The following is a 24792-nucleotide window of genomic DNA, read 5'->3' on the forward strand; positions in this document are numbered from 1 at the left end:
GTTCGCGGGGACGTGGAGCAGATGAAAGGCGTTGTCCGTGAACATGATGACAGGGCGTCGAGCCGATTTCCTGGTGGTGGCCAACCGGCTGCCGGTCGATCTGGAGCTGCTGGACGACGGAACCGAGCGCTGGCGTCAGAGCCCCGGCGGCCTGGTGAGCGCGCTGGAACCGATTCTGCGGGCCCGCAACGGCGCGTGGATCGGCTGGTCGGGCCAAGCCGACCAGGATCTGGACTCTTTCGACGACGACGGACTGGTGATGCACCCGGTCCGGTTGTCCTCCGACGAGGTCCGGGACTACTACGAGGGTTTCTCCAACGCCACGCTGTGGCCGCTGTATCACGACGTCGTCGTCCCGCCGGTCTTCGAGCGTTCGTGGTGGGAGAGCTACGTTGAGGTGAACCAGCGGTTCGCCGACGCCGCCGCGGCGGCGGCAGCCCCGGGAGCCACCGTGTGGGTCCAGGACTATCAGCTGCAGCTCGTCCCGGCGATGCTTCGCGAGCAGCGCCCTGATCTGCGCATCGGCTTCTTCCTGCACATCCCGTTTCCGCCGGTGGAGCTGTTCATGCAGCTGCCGTGGCGCAAGGAGCTCGTGCGCGGTCTGCTCGGCGCCGACGTCGTCGGGTTCCAGATGCCCGGGGGAGCGCAGAACTTCCTGTGGCTCACCCGGCGGCTGCTCGATCTGGAACCGTCGAAGGCGGCCGTGCGCGTCGGCAACCGTCCCGGGTCGGTGTCGTTCGACGGCCGCCAGGTCCGGGTCGGCGCATTCCCCATTTCCATCGACGCCGCCTCTTTCGACAAGCTGTCACGGCGAAGCGACACCCTTGAGCGTGCCCGGCAGATCCGTTCAGACGTCGGGAACCCGCACCGCGTGCTGTTGGGCGTGGACCGGCTGGACTACACCAAGGGTATTGACGTGCGGCTGCGCGCCCTGCGCGAGCTGCTCGTGTCAGGGCGCGTGGATCCGGAGTCGGTGACCATGATCCAGCTGGCCACGCCGAGCCGGGAGCGCGTCGACCAGTACAAGGCGATGCGACGCAGCATCGAGCAGCAGGTGGGGCGGCTCAACGGCGAGTTCGGCCGGGTCGGGCGCCCGATCGTGCACTACCTGCACCAGCCGGTCGGCCGGGAGGAGCTGGTCGCCCTGTACCAGGCGGCCGATGTCATGGTGGTCACGCCGCTGCGCGACGGCATGAACCTGGTGTGCAAGGAATACGTCGCCTCGCGGCACGACCTGGACGGCGTGCTGGTGCTGTCCGAATTCGCCGGCGCGGCTGCGGAACTGACCAGCTCCCTGCGCGTCAACCCGCATGATCTGGACAGCGTCGCGAACGCGTTGGAGCAGGCACTGACCATGGATTCGGCGGAGCAGCGGGAGAGGATGCGCACCGCGCGCCGCCAGGTGATGACCAATGATGTGGATCGGTGGGCACGGTCCTTCCTCGACTTCCTGGAGCCCGTCCCGGCGGCACCGGAGGCGGCGACGGTGAAGGAAGTCCCGGGCGCGACGGCGCTGACGGGCGCGCTGACGAAGCTCGGCGCGGCGTCCTTGATCAAGCCGGCGGCGATCAACGATGGGATGGCGAAGCCCGCGGCGTGAATTGAAAACCGTTGAGGCCGACTTCCAGGAGGAAGTCGGCCTCAACGATTTATGCCGGGGTCTATGCGGCGATGGCGAACACGTGCAGGTTGCCCTGGTTGGCAGCGCTCGGCAAGGTGACGCTGGCGACCGTCTTCCCCGCGGGGAGGGAGCGGGGGCTGGTGGCGAACACGTAGGTGGAGACGCCGTCGCGACCGCCGGACGTGGTGTCGCGGTAGCTCGTGGTGACGGCGACGGTGTTGCCCGACTGGACCGAGGCGCTCCCGCCGTTGAGCGTCCAGTCCGAGAACGACAGCGTCACGCTCTGGCTCGTGCCGTCGGTGAAGTGCACCGTGGCGGTCCCGGTCGACGGTCCGTTGGTGGCCGAACCCAGGAAGGAGATGCTGCCGGAGTTACCCGCTCCCGATATCGCAACGGTCTGGCCCGCGGCCTGGTAGTTGTCCGGCGTCCCGGCGGCCGCGGCGGGCCAGGTGAAGGTCTTTCCCGCCGCGGTGAGCCGCGAGCCCGGGCTGACGCCGGCCGCCGCGAGGGCCTGTGCGGAGTAGGCCCAGCCGACGCCGTCGAAGTTCGGGCCGCTCGAGCCGTCACTGGCGATGCCCGTGTTGTTGTACGCCGCCGTGCCGCCGCCGCCCGAGCCGCTGTTCTTGTACACGGCGCTGCTGCCGTACAGCGCTTGAGTGAAGGCTGAGATGGACGCGCTGGCGTCCGTGTCGGGCAGGTTGTACGTGTTGAAGACGCCGTAGCCGTTGCTCACGGTCTGCTGCGCCAAGCTGCTCGTGGTCGACGAGGAGGTGTTCTGGACGTCTATCGCCGCCGGGGCGAGCTGCGCCTTCGTCATGCCGGGCACTCCCGGAACCCCCCACGTGCCGTAGTAGGGGTTCCAGCTGTAGTTGATCAGACTGCCGACGTTGATCCCGCCGTAGGACAGGGTCGTGGAGGCCGGTCCGATGTAGTACAGCGAGATGATCTTGTTCGGCAGGTCGTTGCGCAACGCCTGGACCAGGTAGGGGAACGACCACGCGTTCGGCTGCGGCGTGCCGTTCGTGCCGTAGTCGGCGTATTCGTCGTCGAAGTCGATGCCGTCGAGGCCGTAGGTGTTCACGGCGTTCGACAACAGCGTGGCGAACGCGGCGGCGCCGGCCTGATCGGGGAAGTTGGCGAAGCCCGCGCCCTGGTGGTTGCCGAGGATGGACAGCAGGACCTTGATTCCCTTGGCCTGCAGCGGGGCGATCTGGGTCGCGGCGTTGTCCAGGACCGCCTGCACTTGGGGATTGAAATACAGGGTGGCTTTGGTGCCGTCGTAGTTGATGTTCGCGGCGAAGATGATGGCGATGTCGAAGACGTTGGCGCCGTTGGAGGCCAGCGTGTAGTTGCCGGCGCTGGTGATGCTGTTGGTGTTGACCTCGACGTAGGCGGTCGTGATCGGACCGGACTTGGTGGCGGCCGGGGCTGCGGCGCCGTCGGCCGCGGCGGCCGGGGTGGCCGCTTGGGCCCGGACCACCGCCGAGGACGTCCCCAGGACGGCGACGGCGATACCGGCGTCGCGCAGCAGGCGCCGGCGGGTGATGTGCGTCGACGAACTGCTCGGACTGTCGTTCATGACCATCTCCTCTGATCCAGTCTGCCCATTGCTGTGCGCGTGCCGGGGTGGTGCCGCCGAGGGAGATAAAGCGCTCAAGCAAGGGCACTATCCACCCGGTCGGGTGCCGGGTCAAGAGCCTGACCCGCTTGGGAAGTCCGCGGCGATCGCCGTCGCCGATCGTCGTCGCTGATTGCCGCCGCCGATCACCCGAGGTGCGGCACGGCGCGTTCCGGTAGCGTGCCACCGTGACGACACCCGAGGACCCGCGCGACCACCCGGCCGGCGACAAGCCCGAAGCTCCGGGCGCCCCTTCCCGCACCCAGCAGATCGTCACCGCGGGCGTCCTCGGTGCTCTCGCCGGCGCCGCGCTCGGCAGCCACCGCGGCAGGCGCAGGACCGCATGGGGCGCGCTCGCCGGGGCGGCGTGCCTCGGCACCGTCGAGGCGGTGGCCCGCGCCCGGCAGCAGCCCGGGCAGATCCCGTCCTGGTGGGCGCGCGTCGCCGCCAGCGGCGCGATCGCGGCTCCGGTCGGCTGGGCCGCCGGGCGGGCGACGGGCGCCGGACCCGTGGTGGTCGGCACCGCTGCGGGAGCCGTCGCCGGAGGCCTCGGCTTGCGCCCGCAGAAGGTCGCGCTCGGACCGGTGCTGGGCGCCGCGATCGGCCGCGGGCTGGCCACCCGGCCCGGGCTCAAGGCGCCGGCGGTGGTGGCCGCGGCGACCGTTGTGGGCTTCCGCGCGGTGTCCGCGCTGGTGTTCCCCGACCCTCAGGTCAGCCTTCTGGCCGAACGCGTCACCGCGCGCGACTTGCCGTTCGTCGTGCCGCTGGAGGCGCGGACGCGGTACGTCGGCACCGGATACGTGCGCGATCTCGCGAAGGTTCTCGGCGGTGTCTACGTCCCGGCCACCGAAGACGTCGGCATCGTGGCGTCCCTCGACGAACTGGAGGGTCCGGACTTCGCCCCGGCGGACGTCGATCCGCTGGTCCGCGAGTTCTACGAGCACACCACCCGATTCGCCTTGGACATCGTGCCGGAATGGCGCACGTGGGTCCGGCCGGGCTACCTGCTCTATCGCAATCTGCTGGCCCGCCCGCTCGGCCAGGCGAACGTGCCGATGAACCAGCGCGAGACGCTGCGCGGGATCCACAGCCGGATCGACACGATCGTGCAGGCGGACGACAACACCGTGACGGTGCGCGGCTGGATCCGGTCCTTCGCGGACAACGACGAGCCGATCTACATGGGCATCTACACCACCTACCGCAACGGCGGGCGCGGGTACGTCAGCGTCGGATTCCCCTTGCCGCAGGCCAGTTTCACCGCGACGCTGCTGCCGAAAGCCCGGCCGGGCGGCGGCCTGGTGCTGACCAGCCGCAGCGATCTGGACCAGCCCGGTCACTACCTGACGTACATCGACTCGGAGTCACGCGAGCTGACCAGCGCCGTGGTGCAGGGCTTCGCCGAGCAACTGGACGTCTACGTGCAGGACGGGGAACTGCGCGCCGAACATGCCTTCTGGGTGTTCGGTCTGCCGTTCCTGGTCCTGCACTACCGCATCCAGCGCAAGCCGAAAGCCGCGCGCTAGAAGCGGATCGGTGCTCAGGCGCCGTGGAACGTCACCCGAACACCGCCGAGGACGATCACGGCTCCGTCGTGCAGATCGGCATTGCGGACCCGCCGGCCGTCCACGAAGGTTCCGTTCGTGGAGTCGAGGTCTTGGATGGTCGCGGAGCGGCCGAGACGGATCACGGCATGCCGTGAGGAGACCCCCGGGTCGTGCAGGCGGACATCCGCGTCCGGACTGCGCCCGAGGATGATCTGCCGCGTGGACAACGGAATCCGCGTCCCGTTCATCTCCAGCCAAGGCGCCGACGCCTGCCGCGGACTCTGCGGACTCTGTGGACCCTGCGGACTCGGACCGGAGGGCTGGTTGGCCGGCAGGGTGACACTGCGGACGCGGCATACCCCGACCGCGAGATCCTCGGCGGCCTCAAGCCGTACCGCGAGCGGTCCGACCAGGAGGTAGCGCTGCTCGTTAACGTGCGCGCGGACAGCGTCGTTCAGCTGTGTCGCCAGCTCCGTCGCGTACGGAGCGAGCCGGGTGAAGTCCTCGGGAGCCATCTGCACGACGTAGTCGTTGGCCGCCACCGAGCGTCCCTGCCCGCGGACGACGACCGTGTCGTCGCACTCCCGCCGCAGCTCCGCGGCGATCTCCGCCGGCACGAGCTCGGCCTTGAAAGCACGCGCGAAGCCCCCGCTGATCAAGTTCTCCAGTCGCCGTTCGAAACGGTCGAGCATAGCCATCGCGGCACCATCCTCCCGCCTCCACACTAGAGGACAGCGGGCCCTCCACGGCCTGTGGCGGCATGAGCAATCGGGGTAACGAGAACATCACACGAGCTCTGCCCGCCCTCCCCGCAGCCGTTTCCGAGCACTACCCTTCCCATCACCCAACAGGTGATCGCATGAACTCGGACGAGCACCCTGCGTTATCGGCGCCGAGGTCCGTCCGACGATCAGGGAGGATCTGGAAGTGCGGACCATCAACCGAGTGCGGGTCGGCGCGGTCGTCGTCGCCGCCGTGCTCGCGCTTTCGGCGTGTGCCGGCAGTTCGTCGAAGTCCGGGAACACGGGCTCCTCGACGTCTGCCGGGAGCAGCAGCTCGACCGGTTCCAATCGGACCAAGCCCACGCTGGAGATCGGCGTGCAGGGCCCGCTGTCGGGCGCCTACCAGGCGCTGGGGCTGAACATCGACTGGGGCGCCAAGCTCGCCGTCCAGGAGGAGAACGCCAAGGGCGACCTGCCGTTCAATTTGGCCATCAAGGAGTCCGACGATCAGGGCGACCAGTCCAAGGGCGCGACCGCGGCACAGCTGCTGATTCAGGACCCGAAGGTGCTGGGCGTCGTGGGTCCGGCCTTCTCCGGTCCGACTGCCGCTGCCGGCGCGCTCTACTCCAGCGCGAACCTGGTGGCGGTGAGCGTGGCGACGCGTCCGTCGCTGACCAGCTCGGGCTTCAAGACCTTCTTCCGCGTCGTGGCCAACGACAGCGTGCAGGGCCCGGCAGCCGCCGACTACATCGCCAAGGTGCTCAAGGCGACCAACGTGTACGTGGTCGACGACAAGTCGCAGTACGGCCAGGGCCTGTCGCAGGCGACCGTCGCCGAGCTGAAGAAGGACGGCGTCAAGGTCGAGACCGACAGCGCGGCGGCCGGTACCCAGGACTACTCTCCGCTGGCCTCCAAGGTCGCCGCCTCCGGCGCGCAGGCCATGTACTACGCGGGCTACTACGCCGACGCCGGGGTGTTCGCCAAGGCGCTGAAGGGTGTGAGCTACACCGGCACGATGCTCGCCGGCGACGGATCGAAGGACCCGAACTTTATCGCCACCGCCGGTGCCGACGCCGCCGCCGGCTGGCAGTTCACCTGCCCCTGTTTCGACCCCACCACCGACCCGAAGTACGCGACCTTCACCGCGGACTACAAGAAGCTCGCCAACGCCGCTCCGGGCACGTACTCGATCGAGGGCTACGACTCGGCGAACACCATCATCAGCGTGCTGAAGAGCCTGAACACCGCCAACCCGACCCGGCAGGCGGTGGCCGACGGCGTGGGCAAGGTCGACTATCAGGGCCTGTCCAAGGAGATCAAGTTCAGTCCCACCGGCGACGTCTCGGGCACGTCGATCTACGTCTACCAGGTCAAGGGCGGCGCGATCACGCTGCTCGGCGACATCTCCAAGCTGATCGGCGGCTGATGCCGCTACTGATCAGCCCTCTGATCGAGGGCTGATCAGCAGTCGAACTCGGGTCCGTTGCCAGCCTGATCCGCGGCTGCTTTCGTCACGGGCTTTCGTCACTGTTTTCCGTCACCGTTCCAGCACCACCAACAGTTCCCTGGCATAGTCCAGGGCCGCGTGTGTCAGGTCGCTGGCCGAGAAGTCGGCCAGCACCGGCTCCGACTCCGGCTCGGTGAGCAGGACCTGCACGCACGCCGCCTTCCCCATCAACGCGCAGGCGAGCTTCGCCGCGCGTCTTTTGCGTGCGCCGGATTGGCGCGGGGTGCCCTGCCAGGTCCTGGCGCGGTATGCGCGTTGTCTGCAGGCCGGCGAGCAGTAGATGCGGGGTCGCCCGACGCCTCCGTTGTCGGTTGGCGTTCCGCACATCCAGCACTCCACGCCGTCCTCCCTTTTTCGTCACGGAATTCGCAGATTGCGTTACTGATATTCGCATCGATGCCCAGCAAAGCGTTATCCACACACGCCGGTTGCGGGCTTTACACCATCGAGTGATCCGCACTTTCGGCGATGGAATCATCCGATTAACCGAGAATTCTGTCGGGTACCAGTCGGATGCGGATACATCCGCATTGTTGGAGGACCGAGAGTCGAGAGATGGGAGTTTTGCATGATTCTCTGTGTCTGCCGGGATGACCTGAAGAACACCTGGGAGGTCGCCCAGGAGTCGCTGGGGCTGCACCCGGATGTCTTCTGCAGCGCCTACCTGGTGTTCGCCGACGACATCCCGCCGCTCGGGATCAACGAGGACCTGTACGTCATCGCGCACGGCGTCGCCGAGGGCAGCGACGGCAAGCCGGTCATCGGAGACCAGGGCGACTCGCTCACGCTGGACGCGCCGACCTTCTGGGAGAACGTCAAGCCGATCTTCCCGGACGGCTATCAGGGTGATGTCTACATCTTCGCCTGCGAAAGCGCGGACCCGGGTCCCGGACTGGATTTCAGTTTCGCCGAGGGATTCGCCGTCTACGTCAAGGGGGACCGCAGCGTGCATTGCCGTGTCTTCGGCGGCAGCGGCGAGGTCGGCGGCATGATCCCGCTGCCGAGCGACCCCATGTGGATCGAGGCCGACGTCTTCTGACGCCGGCTGGGACAAGAAACCAAAGAAAAGGAGTGATATGCGATGGGTGACCTCTTCTCTCTCACGCTGAAGAACGAATCGCCGCAGCCGGGCCTGACGTTCGCGGTCTACACCGTGATCGACAAGTTCACGAACGTGGCCGAGGCGTTCCCGATGGCGTGGCTGACCAAGCGGCTCAACCAGGGCAACACCGTTACGTTCTCCTGGACGCTCGACTACTCGCTGATGTTCTCCGACCAGGGCGCCGAGGCCGGCTCGGTGTGGACCGAGAACGGGTCGATCGACGTCTCGGACACCAGCCAGCACCGCAACAGCGTGCTGCTGGACTTCGACGGCGACTACAAGTTCAGCTACAACGCCGGCAGCCACCCGGTGAAGAACGGGCACGTCTACCTGGACACCACGGCCCAGGTGCCCCGCTACGACCCGGCCACCGGCCCGTCCGTGGCGCTGGCCATCGCCACCGGCGACGCCGGCACCCCGACCCCGGCCATCGCCGGCAACAGCGGCATCAACCTGGAGCACACCTTCAACATCCACCCGACCTACTACATCCAGGCCGGCCAGATCGAGCAGGGTCAGATGGCCGACCTGACCACGACGACCAACCTGCAGCAGGTCGTCTTCGAGCCGGGGGTCTACTCGGCCCGCTGGACCCTCACCGACAACAACTTCTGGGTCAGCGGCTGAGACCCCAGACCCCGCGCACCCAGCGCCCGCGCAACCCCCGGGCGCTGTTCATATAGCAGCTCTCGGCGCGCATCGCCCCTCCACGGCGCGCGCCGAGAGCTCCCGCCTGCGGCCGCGAGGCGGGGTGAGAGTGGCGAGCTTGCCTGACGGCACCGGGGTGGGGATCGGGATAATGGGGATCGGCGTCGGCATCGGGATCGGGTGACGCGATGCAGGGGGAGGCCGCCGAGTTCGCTCGACCGCAACGGATGGGAATCGGCATCGGGATCGGATCGGGATCGGCGTCGGACGCCGCGATGCGGGGTGAGAGTGGCGAGCTCGCCTGACCGCACTGGATCGGCATCGGCTTCGGCTTCGACATCGACAATCGGCAATCGGCAATCGGCATCGCGCGGAGTCCTGATGTCTATCAGTCGCCGACTCGCTTCCGAAGCGCTTCTCCGAGCGCGTCCATGTCATGGTCGAATCCGGCTGCCCATCTGCTGCTGCCGGCGACCGGGGCGAGTAATCCGCGCCACGTCAGGGTCTGCAGCACCCGCGTCGTGCCGTCGCCGCCGTCGGTCAGGTCGAAGCTGTGCTCCCAGGACAACAGCCATGGCGCCATGCACCGTCCGACCCATCGCGCCTCGTAGCCGGGGTGCGCGACGGTCACCGTCGACCGAAGCGCGATGAAGCGCCGCTGGCTCGCGGACAGTCGCAGGACCACAATTGCTCCGGCGCGGAGCATCCCTGCTGTGGATTCGGTCGGCCTGTCGGGTCGGAGGTGATCGTTCCAGTCCGCGTAGGATCGCGTGTCAGCCAGTACGGACCAGATGCGGTCCGGCGGCGCCTCGATGTCCAGGGCCACCGCCGTTGTACGTCCGACCGATTTCATGCGCGGCCTCCCAGTCAGTCGGCCGATCGGGGTTCCGGTTCAGCCCTCTGACTTGTAAGACGCCGTTTGGCGGGGTCCAGGTCTCGCGCTCAGGTCGAGAGTGTCCAGACGACGCTGTCGGTGTGTGTGGCGCCGGCTATGGAGGCTGTGACGGCGACGGTGTTGGTTCCCGGGCGCAGGGTTACGCCGGTCCACTTGAAGATGTGGTCGGTGCTGGTGAGGGTGCCCAGGGAGGTGCCGTTGAGGGTGGCGGTGACTTGGGCGGCGTTGGAGTAGACCTTGATTTCGGTGGCGGCGTCGGTGCGCGTGGTCCAGCGGCGGCTGGTGATGTACAGGGTCGGGGTGGTGGCCCAGTTGGCCTTGTACCAGTAGAAGGCGTCCTTGCGGGTCGCGCGGTCGCGGGTGACCAGGCCCTTGTCGTTGATGCCGGGTTGGCTGCCCTCGTTGCGGCCGTCGGAGGCGAAGTCGAACATGGTCCAGACGAATGTGCCCCAGATGTAGGGTCGCGCGGCGAGTTCCTTCCAGGACGCCTCGTGCAGCAGCGACTGGTACTCCTCCGGGTGGTACTGGCCTCCGGCGCTCGGCGGTGAGGGATTGAGGGCGTGCTGCGTGGTGTTCGCGCCGGCGCCGTACTCCGAGATGGCGAAGGTGCGGGTCGGCTCGGCCTTGTGCAGGCTGTCGGCCCAGGGTCCCAGGTCGTTGTAGGAGCCGCCGTACCAGCCGTAGTACTTGTTGAACCCGGTGGTGTTCGCGTGGCTCGTCACCTTCGCGTCGTTCCCGAGATTGTTGGCGTACGTGCTGATGCGGTCCGGGTCCTCGGCGGCGACGAGCGCGGCCAGGTTCGCCAGCAGGGTGTTGGTCGGGGTGTCGTCGCTTCCTTGCTCGTTGCCGATGCTCCAGAAGGCGATCGAGGGATGGTTGTAGTTCTGCCGGATCAGCTCGCGCAATTGGTTCTCCGTGCTCGCGGTGAACGCCGCCGAGTTCGTGGTCGCGTTGACCAGCGGGATCTCCGCCCACACCACCACGCCGGCGGCGTCGGCGAGGTTGTAGTCCTTCTGATCGTGCTGGTAGTGCGCCAGCCGTACCGCGGTCGCGCCGAGTTCCGCGATGAGGGCGAAGTCCTGCGTGTGGTCGGCGTCGCTGATCGCCCAGCCCTCGACGGCGCGGTCCTGGTGCAGGTTGACGCCGTGCAGTCCGAGGTGCGTTCCGTTGAGCGAGAACCCGGTGGCGGCGTCGAGGCTGAAGGTGCGCAGACCCAGCGGCTCGGTGACGACGTCCGTCACCGTGCCGGCCGCCGCGTCGTGGACCTCGACGGTCGCACTGTACTGATAAGGGTCTGCCAGGCCGTTCCATCGGCGCGGGTTGGCGATGGTCAGCGTCTGCACGACGTCCAGCTCGCTGGCGGCGCCGATCGTCTGCGGCGCACTGCTCCGGTCCGCCACGATCGTCCCGGCGGCGTCGGTGACGACCGCGCGCACCACCAAGGAACGGCTCGTGCTGTTGTTGTTGAAGACCTTCGCGGTCACGTCGACAGTCGCCGAAGCGGCTGTGACGCTCCGCTGGCGCAGGTAGATACCGGGCCCGGCGTAGTCGAGCATCCGCATCCCGAGCTTGTCGACCGCGTAGAGGCTGACGTTGCGGTAGATGCCGCCCTGGAACGTGTAGTCCGCGCTCAGCGGCGCGATGTCAGGGTTCGAAGCATTGGTCACTTTGACAGCCAGCACAGCGTCCTGGCCCGGAGTCAGGGTGTCGGTGGCGCCGAACCGGAAGCGCGAGTAGCCGCCCTGATGCTGACCGAGGTGGGTCCCGTTGACCCAGACGTCGGCGACCTGGTCGGCGCCGGCGAACTGCAGGAACAGCATCTTGCCCGCCAGGTTCGCCGGCACCGTGATGTGCCTGCGGTACCAGCCGATCCCCCGATAGTAGTTCCCGCCGCCGTCCGCGCCGTCGACGGCGTTCCAGGTGTGCGGGGTGGTGACGGCGCCCCATGCGCTGTCGTTGAACCCGGGCGCTTCGGCACCGGTGACATCGCCCTTGTGGAACCTCCATCCCGAGTTGAGGTCGAGCCGGGTCCGCGGGGCGGGCGGAGTGTAGGTCTGGGTGGCGGCGGGCGCGGCGGAAGCCGTGCCGCCGACGGCGAACGTGGCCAGGACTCCGCCCGCCACGCCGCCGAGCACCGCTCGTCGGCTGGGGTGTTCGTTCATGACGCGCTCTCCCTGGAGGTCAGGACAAGCTGCCGGACGACACGCGCCGGACAGACGACACTGCTCGGCTCGGGTCACGTCAGATGTTCATGTATATGAACGCTGATCACTATGGTGAACCGCGGCAAGGGGTGACGTTAAGACCGAGTACGCCCTCGGTCAACCCTGGGAAGAAGTAAGGATGTTTAACTTTGGTGGCTAATGGTGACTGTTGACCGCGAAAAAGCACGACAGTACTCTGATGCCCAGCCGCCTCGCCGGACAGGACGACACCTGTCCATAACGTGCGAGTCCGGCCTTCTCTCCCGTGACGCGCAGGGCCTTTCCTCCTGCCGCTGCCCGCTGTGACGCGCGACTTCCGCGATATCGCAGTGCCCTGACGCCGACGTCGCAGCGCCGCCGATCTCCGCCGCACCCCCCACCAGACGAGGAGCTTCCGCATGCCTGGATTCAACCGCCGCGCCTTCATCAAGACCGTCGGGGCAGGTACCGCCGCTGTCGCCGTTCCCGTGTCGAGCGCGCCGTCCCGAGCCGGCGCCGCGTCTTCCGCGTCAGCCGCACCGGCCGTCCTCGGCGAGACCGTCACCGCCTCCGGCAGCTGGCAGGTGACGGCCTCCGCCCTGGGCTGGACGTTCAGCGGCGCCGTCGGTTCGTCGGCGACGGGCATCACCACCGGCTCGGGAACCGATCCGCTGGGCGCCTACACCGAGACCACGTTCACCTTCCAGTCGGGAGCGAGGAAGGGCGGCATCCGCGTCTACAACGACGCCTCGGCGGTCATCTTCACCGACACCTACGTGAAGGCCGCGGCCAACTCCAAGCCGTTCCCGACGTTCACCGGCTACCCCGGGCTCGCCCACCACCTGAGCCACCGCGACTGCTTCGGCAAGGTGCAGTTCAACACCTTCTCCGGCGCGTCGGACAGCCCGTGGGTCTTCTTCGACGCCGCGGGCAACACCTTCGTCCTCTCGGCGGCGAACCACTTCCAGGAGGCGCAGACCACGCAAGGCACGGACGGCTCGATCGCGGCGGGCGTGCTCACCTCGATCGCCACCTTGCCGGCCGGCTACACCCGGCAGACGATCCTGACCGCGAAGGCCGGCGTCGGCGCGGCGTATCACGCGTGGGGGAGCGCCCTGACCACGCTGGCGGGCAAGATCCTGCCGCCCAACGACTCGGGCGCGATTCTCAGTACCCTGGGTTACTGGACCGACAACGGCGCGGACTACTACTACAAGTACGACACCTCGAAGGGCTACACCGGCACGCTGCTGGCCGTCCGCGACGAGTGGCAGTCCAAGCAGATCCCGATGGGCTACATGCAGCTCGACAGCTGGTGGTATCCGAAGGGTCCCACCGACACGTGGAACCATGTGACTGAGGGCACTTACCTGTACCAAGCCGACGCCGAGCTGTTCCCCGACGGCTTGGCCGCCTTCCATCAGCAGCTGGGCAAGCCTCTGGTCACGCACGGCCGGTGGATGGACTCCTCGAGTCCCTACCACGGTGAGTATCAGTTCTCGAACGACGTCGTGATCGACCCGAAGTTCTGGCAGAGCGTCATGGACTACCTGCGGGCGGGCGGCGTCGCCGTCTACGAGCAGGACTGGTTGTGCAACAACGCCAAACCCGCCGAGAACCTCACCGACGCCGACGCGTTCTTCGACAACATGGCGCACAGCGCCGCCGCCGACGGTCTGGACCTTCAGTACTGCATGGCGCTGCCCCGCGACTACCTGCAAAGCACGCGCTACCCCAACCTGACGACGATCCGGGTGAGCGACGACCGGTTCGACACCTCGAAGTGGGACGTGTTCCTGTACGACTCGCAGTTCGCCGGCGCGCTCGGGATATGGCCGTGGGTCGACGTGTTCATGAGCGGCGAGACGAACAACCTGCTGCTGGCGAACCTCTCGGCCGGACCGGTCGGCGTCGGCGACGCCTTGGGGAAGGTGAACTCCGCCAACCTGTTCAAGGTGGTGCGTCCGGACGGCGTGATCGTCAAGCCCGACGTGCCGATCGTCCCCACCGACGCCACCTACGTCGGCGAGGCAGCGGGGAACCTGCCCGCGATGGTCGCCGCCACGAGCGTCGGGCACGTCGGATTGAAGTACGGCTACGTCTTCGCCTACGCCCGGCAAACTACGCCGCCGCAGCAGACGTATCAGGCGGAGAACGCGACGCTGTCGGGACCGGTTGTCGCCACCGATAACGCCGGTTACACCGGTACCGGCTACGCCGACTACCAGAACGCCAGCAACGACTACGTCCAATGGACGGTCCAGGCGGCCACCGCGGGCATGTACACCTTGCAGTTCCGCTACGCCAACGGCGGCACGACGAACCGGCCGCTCGCCGTCACGGCCAACGGCGGCTCCCACACGCTGCCCTTCGCCCCGACCGGTTCCTGGACCACCTGGGGCGTCCAGGCGCTGACCGTCACGCTCGCCAAGGGCTCCAATACCGTCCGCGCGACCGCCACCGGTTCGAACGGCGGCAACATCGACTGGCTCGGCGTCAGCCAGGGCACCGTCCCCACCGGCCCGTCGCAGACCGCCTCGTTCAGCCTCGCGGCGCTCGGCCTGACCGGCCCGGCCTACGCCTACGACTACTTCGCCGGCACCGGCGTCGCCATCGCCCAAGGCGGCAGCCTGACCGCCACTGTCAGCACCGGCACCTACTGGATCGTCGCCCCGGTCGGCGCCTCCGGCATCGCCTTCCTCGGCGACGCCGGCAAGTTCGTCGCCCACGGCGACAAGCGCATCCCGCACCTCAGCGACGACGGCCAAGTCCACGCCACGCTGGCCTTCGCACCCGGCGAAGCACCCGTGACACTGCACGGCCACGCCCCGCGCCAACCCACCGTCACCGCGACCACCGGCAGCGTCGGCGCGGTCGGCTACAGCGCGGCAACCGGCATCTTCACCGTCACCGTCACCGCGGCGGCGGCGACCGGCGAAGCAGTCATCACCATCACTCCCTGACCGGCTTGGCGCTTCCAGGCCGTGTGACTCCGGCTTCGTAGGCCAAGATGACCGCTTGGACGCGGTCGCGCAGGTCGAGCTTGTCCAGGATGCGCTTCATGTGGGTCTTGACGGTCGACTCGCTGACGACGAGTGTCTGCGCGATCTCGGGGTTGGACAGTCCGCGCGCCACCAGTTCCAGGACGTCGCGCTCGCGAGGTGTCAGAGCACTGAGTCGGCGCATCGTGCGGGGGTCGCGGGCGGGCTGCTCGATCATCCGGTCGATGACGGTTCGGGTGACGGCGGGGGACAGGAGCGCCTCGCCGCCGGCGATGGTGTGGATCGCGGCGATCAGGTGCTCGGGGCGGGTGCGCTTGAGCAGGAAGCCGGAGGCGCCGGCGGCGAGGGCGCCGTAGACGTAGTCGTCGTCCTCGAAGGTGGTCAGGATGAGGACGCGGGCGCGCGGCCAGGCGGCGACGATCTGCCGGGTCGCGGCGATGCCGTCCAGGACCGGCATGCGCACGTCCATCAGGATGACGTCGGGCAGGACCCGCGCCGCGGCCTGGACCGCGGCGTGTCCGTCGGCGGCCTCGGCGACCACCTCGATCGTCGTGTCGCTGGACAGCACCGCGCACAGCCCGGCCCGCATCAGGTCGTCGTCGTCGACGATCAGCACGCGCAGGGCGCTCACGCCGCCTCCCGCCGTTTCGGGAGCCGGGCGTGCAGCCGGAAGCCGGCTCCCGTGGCCTGCGCGTGCAGCGTGCCGCCCAGCAGCAGGGCGCGCTCCCGCATGCCGATGATCCCGTGGCCGCCGGAGGCCGGCGCGGCGGCCGGGGCGAGCGCCGGGTTGGTAACGGTGACCTCGACGGCTTCGGTCCCGAAGGCGAGGACCACCTCGGCGTTCCCGGGACCGTGGCGGGCCGCGTTCGTCAGCGCCTCCTGCAGGATCCGGTACGCCGCCCACGCGACGCTGCCCGGCAGGGCCTCGCGGGAGCCGTGCACATCGGCGGCGATGGTCAGACCGTTGTCGCGGTGGCGCTCCAGCAGCTCCTCGAAGGCGGCCGGCTCGACCGGCGCGGGCGGCTGGATCCCCTGGTCCTCGCGCAGGGCCAGCACCAGGTGGCCGATCTCGGTGAGGGTGGCGCGCGCCACGTCCTCGATGACCTCCACGGCCTGCCGGGAGCGCGCCGGATCCCGATCGTGGAGCAGCCGGGCCGCGCCGGCCTGGACCAGGATCACGTTGATGGCGTGCCCGGCGGAGTCGTGCAATTCGCGGGCGATCCGCGTCCGCTCCTCGGCGGCGGCCAGCCGCCGGTCGCGTTCGGCGTCCCGTTCGGCGCGCTCGGCCCGCTCCTGGAGCTCGGCCAGCCGCCGGCGGCGGTAGCGGGCCCGGTCGCCGGCGATCCACACGCCGCTGAAGACCAGCGCCCAGCTCGCCATCGCGGGCACGACCACTCCGGCGTCGGCGTCGCGGGCGGCGTAGGAGGCGACGGTCCCGGGGATGAAGACCGCGGCGGCCAGGATCGCCGCCCAGCGCCGCCACCTGCCCGGCTCCCCGGCGATCCACAGGCCGACGAACACCAGCGCCCAGCCGACCATCGCCGGAAGCGCGTCGCGCACCCCGTCGCCGCGGCCGGCGTAGACCCCCGCGGTCAGCGGGATGAACACTGCCGCGGCGGCCATCACCGGCCACCGCCGCCGGCGCTGCTGCTCGCCGTCGAAGGTCCCGGCGAGGGTGTAGACCGCGACCAGTTGCGCGATCGGCGCGTCGAGGGAGTATCCGAGCTCTACCAACGCCACGCTCGCCGCACTGGTCAGCACGTAGGCCGCCAGCGGCGCGCTCCGGCGCAGGAGGAGCGGAAGCGCTGACGCCAACGCCAGCGCCGCGCCGAGGAGATCCAAGCCGTGGACGGCCGGACCCGGCGAGCCGGTCGAGCCCGACGAGCCCCATCCGCCGATGCCGAGCATCGCCACCGTACCGGCGAGTGTCAGGGCACAGATACCCGCGTCGATCAGGACTTCTCGCCGTCTCACCCGGCCAGCGTAGCCGCGGGCTCTCCCACTGCGCGTCCTCCCCAGAGGGGGGTGGCAGCTCCTCCCACGGGGGGAGGCCGAGATCGCTCCGCGGGATGTGTCGGCGAAGCGGACGCGATCCCTAGCGTCGCAGAGCAGTGAATCAGCGCAGACAGCGCCGACGAAGCAGACGAAGCAGACGAAGCAAGTCGGAAGAAGAAGGCGGTGCGGGGATGGCTGGATCGGTACGCAAAGGGCCCACAGATCGGCGAGGACTGTTCGACAGGCTGGCCACCTGGGCGCTGCGGCACCGGCGCCGGGCGGTGGCCGCGTGGCTCGTCGTCATGGTGGCGGCGGTGGTCGGCTCGCAGGCGGCGGGCAGCCGCTACCACAACGACGTGTCACTGCCGGGAACCGAGTCGCAGCGGGCGTTGGACCTGTTGCAGCAGCAGGCGCCGGTCCAGGCCGGCGCCACGATCCAGATCGTGCTCCAGGACCCGAAAGGGCTCGGCGCCGACCGGGATCAGGTGGCGGCGATGCTGGTCCGGGTCAAGGTTCTGCCCCACGTCGCAGCCACGCTGAGCCCGTTCGCCCGAGCCGGCACGGTGAGTGCGGACCAGACCGTCGGCTACGCCACCGTCGTCCTGGACGGCCAGGTACAGGACGTCCCGGCCGCCGCGGTGCACCGGATCATCGACACTGCCCGCCAATCCGCGGTCCACGGTCTGCGGATCGAGTTGGCCGGTGACGCCGTCACCACGGCGGAGGGCGGGGGAGGAGCGCCGGCGGAGTTCGTGGGTCTGATCGCCGCCCTGGTCATCCTGGTGCTGATGTTCGGCTCCGTCCTGGCCGCCGGGCTGCCCGTCGTGGTGGCCGTCTTCGCGGTCGGCACGGCCAGCGGCCTGCTCATCGCGGCCTCGCACGTCGTCGACGTCGCCGACTTCACCACGTCGCTGACCGTCCTGGTGGGTCTCGGCGTGGGCATCGACTACGCGCTGGTGCTGTTCTCCCGGTATCGCAGTGAACTGATAGCCGGTGCGTCCGACGAACACGCGATGCGCACCGCGTTGAACACCGCCGGCCGCACGGTCCTGTTCGCCGGCGGCACCGTGATCATCGCGTTGTCCGGACTCGCGGTGCTCGGGTTGGGCGCGCTGCAAGGGGTCGCCGTGGCCGTCGCGCTGACGGTGCTCATCACGATGCTGGCGTCGCTGACGCTGCTGCCCGCGCTGCTGGCCGTCCTGTCCCGACGGATTCGGGCAGGTCTGCTACGGCGGGCGGCCAAGGGGCGAGCACGCCCCGCCGAGGGAGAGCGCTGGCGCCGCTGGGCGGCCTTCGTCCAGCGGCGGCCGGCCGCACTGGCCGCGCTGGGCCTGGCCGCGATGGCCGCGCTGGCCCTGCCGGCGGCGGACATGCGGCTGGGCATCGCCGACGCCGGCAACGCGGCGACGTCGACCACCAGCCGCCAGGCGTACGACCTGCTGACGCGCGGGTTCGGACCGGGCTTCAACGGCCCGCTGGTACTGGTCGTCGACGGCGACCCGGCAGCGGCCGCGCAGGCGCGCGCCGAGATCGCGAAGGTGGCGGGCGTCGCCGCGATGGTGCCGGCGTCGGGCGACGACACCGTTGCTGGAAAGAGCGGCACGGCTGGCAAGAGCGGCACGGCTGGCGGGACCGGCGGAACCGGCGGGAGCGGCACGACCAGCGAGACCGGCGGAACCGGCGGGAGCGGCACGGCCAGCGAGATCGGCGGGAGCGGCACGGCCGGTGGGACCGGCGGGAGCGGCACGGCCGGTGGGACCGGCGAGACCGGCAAGAGCGGCGCAGCCGGTGGGACTGGCGAGAGCGGCGCAGCCGGCGCGGCTGGCAAGAGCGGCACGGCTGGCGGGACCGGCGGATCCGGTGGAACCGGCGGGAGCGGCGGCACCACCGGGTCCGCCTCCGCGATCACCACGGCCCTGGTCATCCCGTCCGCCAAGCCGCAGGCCGCCGCCACTCAGCAGTTGGTCACGCGGCTGCGGACCGACGTCCTGCCGGCGCTGGCGCACCGGACCGGTGCGACCTTCCTGATCGGCGGGCCGACGGCGGCGACCGTCGACTTCGCCGAGGCGGTGAAGAGCCGCCTGGCCGTGTTCGCCGTGGTCGTGATCGGGTTGTCGATGCTGCTGCTCGCGATTGTGTTCCGCTCACTGGTGATCCCGCTGAAGGCCGCGCTCCTGAATCTGCTCAGTGTCGGCGCCTCCCTGGGGGTGATCACCGCGGTGTTCCAGCACGGCACGCTCGGCTCGCTGATCGGCGTCGAGCCCGGACCGGTCGAGGTCTACGTGCCGGTGATGATCTTCGCGATCGCCTTCGGTCTGTCCATGGACTACGAGGTCTTCCTGCTGTCCCGGATGCGCGAGGAATGGGACCGGAGCCATGACGCGCCGCGCGCGGTCCGCGAGGGCATCGCGACCACCGGCCGCATCGTGACCGCCGCGGCGGCCATCATGGTCGTGATCTTCGCGTCCTTCATCCTGGACCCGAACCGCCTGCTCAAGCAGTTCGGCTTGGGCCTGGCCACAGCCGTCCTGCTGGACGCGCTCGTCATCCGCTGCCTGATCCTGCCCGCCGCGATGCAGCTGCTCGGGCGCCGTGCGTGGTGGCTCCCCGCTCGCTTGGAGAGGTGGCTGCCGCACATGCGCCTCGACGCGGAGCCATCGACCGGGCAGGACATGACGGTCCACCCGGCCGAGGGCAGCGCCGTATCAGGACGCTGACAGCCGCACCCGACGGCGCGTCCGGTCGATCTCGTCGATGCGCACTCTGAGCAGATCGCCGACGTCGGGCGCGCCGGAGAGGCTGTCCTGATGGACCAGGCCCTCGATCGTCTTGGAGAGCCGGACGAAGACGCCGACCGGCACAGCCTTCGTCACCGGTGCGATGAGGACGTCGCCGACCTCGTGGCCGGCGACGAACAGGTCCCAGGCGCTGTGAGCTCCGTCCTGGTGCGGCATGTGATCAGATCCCTTCCTTTCCGCGGGCGTGTCAGCCCAGGAAAGCGGCGGAGTTCTCGGCGGCCCAGGTGGCGAAATCGAGGGCGGGGCGACCGAGGAGCTTGGCGACGGTGTCGGTGGTGGGTCCGGGTTCGCGGGCGTAGTCGGCGAGCGAGCCGAGCAGCCGGTCCGGCATCTCTTCGGGAAGTCCCTGCGCGATCATCTGGGCTCGGATCTCATCCGGGGCTGCTTCCACGAGAGTCAGACGCCGGCCGGTGGCTTCGCTGATCAGGGCGACCTTGTCGCGTTGGGTCAAGGACGCCGGGCCGGTGAGCACGTAGGCCTGTCCGTCGTGATCGGGACCGGTGAGCGCGCTGACGGCGACCTCGGCGATGTCCCGGTGGTGGATCGGGGACGTGGCGGCGTCGGGGAAGGCGGCCCGCACGAGGCCGGTGACACGGAGCTGCGGTGCCCAGGCCAGGGCGTTGGCCGCGAAGTCGGCGCAGCGCAGGAAGGTCCACGCCAGGCCGGAATTCCGGGCGGCGCTCTCGACCGCGCGGAATCCGAGCACGAAGCGTGGTTCGCCGGCCGGGTAGTCGATGGTGGCCGCGGAGATGACGCTCACGCGCCGCACGCCGTGCGCGGCGGCGTCGGCCAGCAGTTCGGCCGCGGCGGCGCCGGCCGCCCGCGGACTGATCAGCACCGCCTCCGCTCCCTGCCACACCGCGGACAGCGTGCCGGGTCGGGACGGATCCCCGCCGGCCACGCGGACCCCGTCGGGGAAGTCCGCGCCGGAGGGATTCCGGGTCACGGCTGTCACGTCGTGCCCGGCTGCCCGCAGCAGTCGGACCGTCTCCTTCCCCACGGATCCGGTGGCACCGATGACCACGATCATGATGAGCCCCTCTCGTCGAACCAGCCTCAATACTGGAATCATATTATCTCGATTCCAAACTATACGAGACTGGTACTACTTGCGGCGGCGGCGAAGGGTCGGCGGCGTACCGGCGCCAATGGGGGTATTGCTTCACGCCGGTACACCGCCGGGTGCATCCCGTGTCACTCAGGGTGCTACCTAGGGAAACCAGATGAGTTCCGTCTACGCCCTCCTCTCGATGCCGATCCGCGAGTCCGCAGCTGACCCCGGTCGAGCCGGCGGAGTCGCGTCGTTGGATGGAAGCGGTATCGCTCATCTTGACTGCAAGGGGACGGGCCGCCGGGCGCAGCACCGCCGCGATGGGCGAAACTCGTCCCCATGGCACTTGCAACGGCGAATTCCGTTCTATCGCTGCAGGATCAGCGGCTGATCGCGGTCCTGCAGCACGACGCCCGCGTCACCGCCGAGAAGGCCGCCGCCGTCCTGGACCTGAGCCCGGCTGTCGTGCGGCGGCGCTGGCAGGCGATGTGCGCGGACGGCACCCTGCGGGTGGTGATCTCCCCGATCGCGCGCCCGCGCACGGGCGGCCTGACCGGCGCACAGCTGCTGCACATCCGGGTACGCAGGGACAAGATCGACGCCGTCGCCCGCTCCCTGGCGGCGCGCGACGACGTGCCGTTCGTCGACATCACGACGGCCGGGGACGAGATCGAGGCCATCGCCGCGACGCGTCCCGGCTCACGCGACCCCTTGGTCTTCCACCTGCTCCCGTCGACGCCGGCCGTCGTGTCGGTGGAGGCGGCCACCATCTTGCACGTCCTGCGCGTCACGTCGGAATGGCGCCACCAGGTGCTCGGCGCCGAGGAAGTCAGCGCACTGACGCTCGCCGAGCCGCAAAGCGGAATCGGAATCGGAACCGGAACCGGAATCGGAAACGGGACCGCGACCGGGCTCGCCCCGGACGGTCCCTATGGCATCGAGACCGACGCGCAGGAACGAGCCATCATCGACGTTCTCACCCCCGACGCCCGCCTGCCCGCGGTCGCCGTCGCCGCACGCACCGGTCTCCCGGAGTCGACGGTCCGCCGCCGCATCAGCCGCCTGACCGACGAAGGGCGCCTCATCACCCAGGTACTGGTGGACCCCAGGCGCCTCGGCCTGAACCTCGACGCCCGCCTCAAGCTCCGCGTCACCCCCGACCACCTGGACCGCGCCGCCCGAGCCCTCGCCGCGCACCCCGCCGTGCACGGCGCCTTCGCCACGTCCGGTCCGAGCAACCTGAGCTTGCACGTGTGGTTCCCCGACCCGGCCGCCCTCTACGACTTCCTCGCCCGCGACGTCACCGGACTGGGCATCGCATCGGTGGAGACCACCCTCGTCGCCCACTGGATCAAACGGCCTTTTTAGCCGTCCCCGCACAGGGCAGTAGCGATCCGCCTGTCGCTGCCGCCTTCACTGGCGGGCTGCTTCGTTTGAGGAAGCAGTCCCCGCCAATGCAGGTGTGTCGCGGCGGCGTCAGCTGCTCGGCGCCTCGTCATCGCGGTCATCGCCGTCATCGCCGTCATTGTCCTTCGCGCGGCGGTGGGCCTCCTCGGCCATCTCCGCCGCGTGCTGCAACCTTCTGCGTTCCTGGTGGATCTGGCCCGGCCCGGGTTCGAGACGGTCCTCCTCCGCGGGCGGATCGGCGTCGGCATCCGTCTGGTGCTCGGCCTTGTACTCATTGACCCGGTCATGGGCCTGTTCTCGCAGCAGGAACGGCAAGTCCTCGGTCATCACATCCACCTCTTCCACAGGTTCGTGGTCAGGAAGCCGTCCGCATACCCAGAGTCGAGCGTCACATGCGGCTTGTCGCATCGTGGTGACTTGTGTGCGAGCCCTGATGCGAACGTTATCAACGAAACGTCGCGGAAATATTTCCGTTGATGTGGCGCATTCGTGGCGCGATGGGCGATCTTCCCAGGAAGTTCTGTGAACGTTATCATCGAGGCAGGGGGCTGATTCGGCCGTCTTGGGCACGCGGGAAGGCTGACGCACATGGGGCACACGGCTGGGCGGGAGCAGGGCCTGGCGGTCGCGCTCGACATCGGCGGGACCAAGACCGCCGCCGCCGTGGTCTCCGACCGCGGCGAAATCCTGGGCTCGGCCACGATGGCCACCCGGGATGGGGACGTCGATCCGTTGGCGAGGATGGAACGGCTGGTGGTGCAAGCCGCCGGACCGGTGGGCCTGGATCGGGTGTCCGGGTTGGGAATCAGCTCGGCGGGACCGGTAGATCTGGCGTCCGGCACCGTCGCGCCGGTGAACATTCCGGAGCTGCGCGGCCTGCCGCTGCTCGAACGCATGGCGGCGCTGGTCCCCGGACGCCCGGCGCGCTTGCTCGGCGACGGCTTGGCTGCGGCTGCCGGAGAACACTGGATCGGTGCGGGGCGGGGGTGTGAGGATCTGCTGGCCATCGTGGTGTCGACCGGAGTCGGCGGCGGCTTCGTGCTGCGAGGCCGGTTGCACGGTGGGGCGTCGGGCAACGCCGGCCATGTCGGTCACGCGCCGGTGGTGATCGACGGTGAGCCGTGTCCGTGCGGGGGCGCCGGATGCCCGGAGGTCTACGCGAGCGGACCGTCGATGGTGGCGTTCGCGGTCCGCAACGGTTGGCGGACGGACGCGCGCGCCGACGGCGAGGCGTTGGCGCAGGCCGCTCGCCGCGGGGAGCCGGCCGCGGTGCTGGCGTTCGAGCGCGGTGCCGGCGCGCTGGCGGCCATGATCGCCGCCGCCGCGGCGACGTGCGACGTGCGCCGGGTGATCGTCGGGGGCGGGGTCGCCGGCGCCGGGGCTGTGTTGATGGACCCGTTGCGCCGGTCGCTGGGCAGGTATCTCTCGCTGGCGTTCCTTGCCGGTCTTGAAGTCGTTCCGGCAGGGCTGGGCGCGCGGGCCAGCCTGGTGGGTGCGGCGGCGGCCGTGCACCGGCCGGATCGGTATGCCTTGGGGGAGGTCACCGCGTCGGTGGTGCGTTCCTCGCCGTCCCGGAACGGAACCGGCGCCGTCACGACCTGACGGTAGGCCGCACCTCGCCCGAGCCGCGGACGACCAGCCGGGTCATCAGCACGACGGAGCGCGGCGGCGACGTGCTGCCCTCGATCCGGGAGAACAGCAAGCTCGCCGCCGACGTCCCCATGGCAGCAGGGTCCTGACTCACCACCGTCAGCGGAGGGTTCAGCTGGTCGGCGAGTGCGACGTCGTCGAACCCGACCAGTGCCACTCCGGCCGCGGCGGCCGCACTGGCTGCACTGGCCGCACCGGCCGCCCCGGAGCCGGGAGCGGTCCGGGCGAGCCGGCTGAGCCCTTCCACGACCCCCATGGTGATCAGATCGTTGCTGGTGAACACCGCCGTGGGAGGGTTCGGCAGGTCCATCAGCTCGACGACCGCGGCGTGGGCGTCGGCCCTGGCTCGCAGCCCGTGCCGCACCAGCGAGGGCTCTTCGCGGACGCCCCGGGACGACAGCGCCTGCGTGTAGCCGCTGTAGCGCTCCTGCTGAGTCCATATGTCTTCGCGGTCGCCGAGGAAGGCGATCCGCGAGTGTCCGTGATCGAGCAGGTGCGCCACGGCCCTGCGCGCGCCGTCCTGGTTGTCGATGGTCACGGTGTCGACGTCGAGGCCCTTGGCGGGCCGGTCCACACATACGACCTTCGTCCCGCTTCTCATGCGCCCGCTCAGAAACGCGTGGCTGCCGGCGGTCGGGACGACGATGAGCCCGTCGACATGGCGCGCGCAGAACGCCGACACCACCTCGCGCTCGCGCCGGATCTCATCATTGGTACTCCCGACCAGGACCAGGTAGCCCTGACGCCGCGCCTCGTCCTCCACCGCGCGGGCCATGACCGCGAAGAAGGGATTGGCCAGATCGTCCAGGACCAGGCCGATCGTGGAGGTCGTCCGATCCTTGATCCGCAGATTCCGGGCGATGTCGTCACGCTGATACCCCAGATCGCGCACAGCCTTCTCGACCTTGGCCGCGGTACCCGGCGCGACCCGCGGCTCACCCGCCACCACCCGCGAGACCGTCATCAGACTCACACCGGCGGCGTTCGCCACGTCCCTCATCGTCGGGCGTCCGGGCACGGTGCTCCTCGGGGTGAGTGATAACGAT

19 protein-coding genes and 1 pseudogene are annotated in these 24792 nt (G+C 69.5%); 9 read left to right on the forward strand and 11 right to left on the reverse strand.

Annotated elements, in window-relative coordinates; translation table 11 throughout:
- Nucleotides 1–43 precede the first annotated feature (43 nt).
- Nucleotides 44–1600 carry an alpha,alpha-trehalose-phosphate synthase (UDP-forming) gene (locus CACI_RS13190; protein ID WP_012786853.1) on the forward strand — a complete coding sequence of 519 codons (1557 nt, stop codon included), beginning with the start codon at nucleotides 44–46 and terminating at the stop codon, nucleotides 1598–1600.
- A gap of 646 nt (nucleotides 1601–2246) precedes the next feature.
- On the opposite strand, the pseudogene CACI_RS54165 reads toward CACI_RS13190, so the two are convergent.
- Nucleotides 2247–3200, reverse strand: a pseudogene (locus tag CACI_RS54165) (endo-beta-N-acetylglucosaminidase H); the annotation flags it as partial.
- 227 nt (nucleotides 3201–3427) lie between these two features.
- On the opposite strand from CACI_RS54165, the gene CACI_RS13200 reads away from it, so the two are divergent.
- Nucleotides 3428–4765, forward strand: coding sequence for a hypothetical protein (locus CACI_RS13200; protein WP_012786855.1), 1338 nt, complete (start codon nucleotides 3428–3430; stop codon nucleotides 4763–4765).
- A 14-nt stretch (nucleotides 4766–4779) separates the two neighbouring features.
- On the opposite strand, the gene CACI_RS13205 is transcribed toward CACI_RS13200, so the two are convergent.
- Entirely contained in the window at nucleotides 4780–5484 is a 705-nt protein-coding gene (locus CACI_RS13205) for an FhaA domain-containing protein (RefSeq protein ID WP_012786856.1), read from the reverse strand.
- Nucleotides 5485–5713: 229 nt separating this feature from the next.
- On the opposite strand from CACI_RS13205, the gene CACI_RS13210 reads away from it, so the two are divergent.
- Entirely contained in the window at nucleotides 5714–6934 is a 1221-nt protein-coding gene (locus CACI_RS13210; RefSeq protein ID WP_012786857.1) for a branched-chain amino acid ABC transporter substrate-binding protein, read from the forward strand.
- A gap of 111 nt (nucleotides 6935–7045) precedes the next feature.
- On the opposite strand, the gene CACI_RS51115 is transcribed toward CACI_RS13210, so the two are convergent.
- Nucleotides 7046–7183, reverse strand: coding sequence for a hypothetical protein (locus CACI_RS51115; RefSeq protein ID WP_190276753.1), 138 nt, complete (start codon nucleotides 7181–7183; stop codon nucleotides 7046–7048).
- 400 nt (nucleotides 7184–7583) lie between these two features.
- Between CACI_RS51115 and CACI_RS13215 the strand changes: the two genes are divergently transcribed.
- Together CACI_RS13215 and CACI_RS13220 are read left to right on the forward strand one after the other, a co-directional pair.
- Nucleotides 7584–8054: a hypothetical protein gene (locus CACI_RS13215; RefSeq protein ID WP_012786859.1), complete on the forward strand. Its 471-nt coding sequence runs from the start codon at nucleotides 7584–7586 to the stop codon at nucleotides 8052–8054.
- Nucleotides 8055–8096: 42 nt separating this feature from the next.
- Entirely contained in the window at nucleotides 8097–8744 is a 648-nt protein-coding gene (locus CACI_RS13220) for a hypothetical protein (RefSeq protein WP_012786860.1), read from the forward strand.
- 409 nt (nucleotides 8745–9153) lie between these two features.
- Here CACI_RS13220 and CACI_RS45475 read toward each other — a convergent pair whose 3' ends face one another.
- Together CACI_RS45475 and CACI_RS13230 are read right to left on the reverse strand one after the other, a co-directional pair.
- On the reverse strand, nucleotides 9154–9618 hold the full coding sequence (locus tag CACI_RS45475; protein WP_012786862.1) for an SRPBCC domain-containing protein: 465 nt from the start codon (nucleotides 9616–9618) through the stop codon (nucleotides 9154–9156).
- Between the two features lie 89 nt (nucleotides 9619–9707).
- Nucleotides 9708–11822 (reverse strand): glycoside hydrolase family 2 TIM barrel-domain containing protein, encoded by a 2115-nt coding sequence (locus CACI_RS13230; RefSeq protein ID WP_012786863.1) that lies wholly within the window; start codon nucleotides 11820–11822, stop codon nucleotides 9708–9710.
- 440 nt (nucleotides 11823–12262) lie between these two features.
- On the opposite strand from CACI_RS13230, the gene CACI_RS13235 reads away from it, so the two are divergent.
- Entirely contained in the window at nucleotides 12263–14806 is a 2544-nt protein-coding gene (locus CACI_RS13235) for a carbohydrate-binding protein (RefSeq protein WP_012786864.1), read from the forward strand.
- Here the strand turns inward: CACI_RS13235 and CACI_RS49110 are convergent.
- Both CACI_RS49110 and CACI_RS49115 read right to left on the reverse strand, forming a co-directional pair.
- On the reverse strand, nucleotides 14796–15476 hold the full coding sequence (locus tag CACI_RS49110; protein ID WP_012786865.1) for a response regulator: 681 nt from the start codon (nucleotides 15474–15476) through the stop codon (nucleotides 14796–14798). The genes CACI_RS13235 and CACI_RS49110 overlap by 11 nt on opposite strands.
- Nucleotides 15473–16819, reverse strand: coding sequence for a sensor histidine kinase (locus CACI_RS49115; protein WP_041540200.1), 1347 nt, complete (start codon nucleotides 16817–16819; stop codon nucleotides 15473–15475). Before CACI_RS49115 ends, CACI_RS49110 begins: the two co-directional genes overlap by 4 nt.
- A gap of 212 nt (nucleotides 16820–17031) precedes the next feature.
- Between CACI_RS49115 and CACI_RS52310 the strand changes: the two genes are divergently transcribed.
- Nucleotides 17032–19557: an MMPL family transporter gene (locus CACI_RS52310; protein ID WP_012786867.1), complete on the forward strand. Its 2526-nt coding sequence runs from the start codon at nucleotides 17032–17034 to the stop codon at nucleotides 19555–19557.
- On the opposite strand, the gene CACI_RS13255 is transcribed toward CACI_RS52310, so the two are convergent.
- Both CACI_RS13255 and CACI_RS13260 read right to left on the reverse strand, forming a co-directional pair.
- Nucleotides 19546–19794, reverse strand: a complete 249-nt coding sequence (locus CACI_RS13255) for a S1 RNA-binding domain-containing protein (protein ID WP_012786868.1) — start codon at nucleotides 19792–19794, stop codon at nucleotides 19546–19548. The two genes, CACI_RS52310 and CACI_RS13255, sit on opposite strands and share 12 nt — an antisense overlap.
- Nucleotides 19795–19825: 31 nt before the next feature.
- A complete protein-coding gene (locus tag CACI_RS13260) occupies nucleotides 19826–20668 on the reverse strand; it encodes an NAD(P)H-binding protein (protein ID WP_012786869.1) in 843 nt (280 codons plus the stop codon).
- Nucleotides 20669–21028: 360 nt separating this feature from the next.
- Here CACI_RS13260 and CACI_RS13265 point away from each other — a divergent pair, with 360 nt between their 5' ends.
- Nucleotides 21029–22057, forward strand: coding sequence for an Lrp/AsnC family transcriptional regulator (locus tag CACI_RS13265; RefSeq protein WP_012786870.1), 1029 nt, complete (start codon nucleotides 21029–21031; stop codon nucleotides 22055–22057).
- A 108-nt stretch (nucleotides 22058–22165) separates the two neighbouring features.
- On the opposite strand, the gene CACI_RS13270 is transcribed toward CACI_RS13265, so the two are convergent.
- On the reverse strand, nucleotides 22166–22423 hold the full coding sequence (locus CACI_RS13270; RefSeq protein WP_012786871.1) for a hypothetical protein: 258 nt from the start codon (nucleotides 22421–22423) through the stop codon (nucleotides 22166–22168).
- Nucleotides 22424–22684: 261 nt separating this feature from the next.
- Here CACI_RS13270 and CACI_RS13275 point away from each other — a divergent pair, with 261 nt between their 5' ends.
- Nucleotides 22685–23698, forward strand: coding sequence for an ROK family protein (locus CACI_RS13275; protein WP_012786872.1), 1014 nt, complete (start codon nucleotides 22685–22687; stop codon nucleotides 23696–23698).
- Here the strand turns inward: CACI_RS13275 and CACI_RS13280 are convergent.
- Complete coding sequence (locus CACI_RS13280) at nucleotides 23688–24746, reverse strand: LacI family DNA-binding transcriptional regulator (RefSeq protein WP_012786873.1); 1059 nt, start codon at nucleotides 24744–24746, stop codon at nucleotides 23688–23690. The genes CACI_RS13275 and CACI_RS13280 overlap by 11 nt on opposite strands.
- Nucleotides 24747–24792: the final 46 nt, after the last annotated feature.

The organism is Catenulispora acidiphila DSM 44928 (genome assembly GCF_000024025.1).
Classification (GTDB): domain Bacteria; phylum Actinomycetota; class Actinomycetes; order Streptomycetales; family Catenulisporaceae; genus Catenulispora; species Catenulispora acidiphila.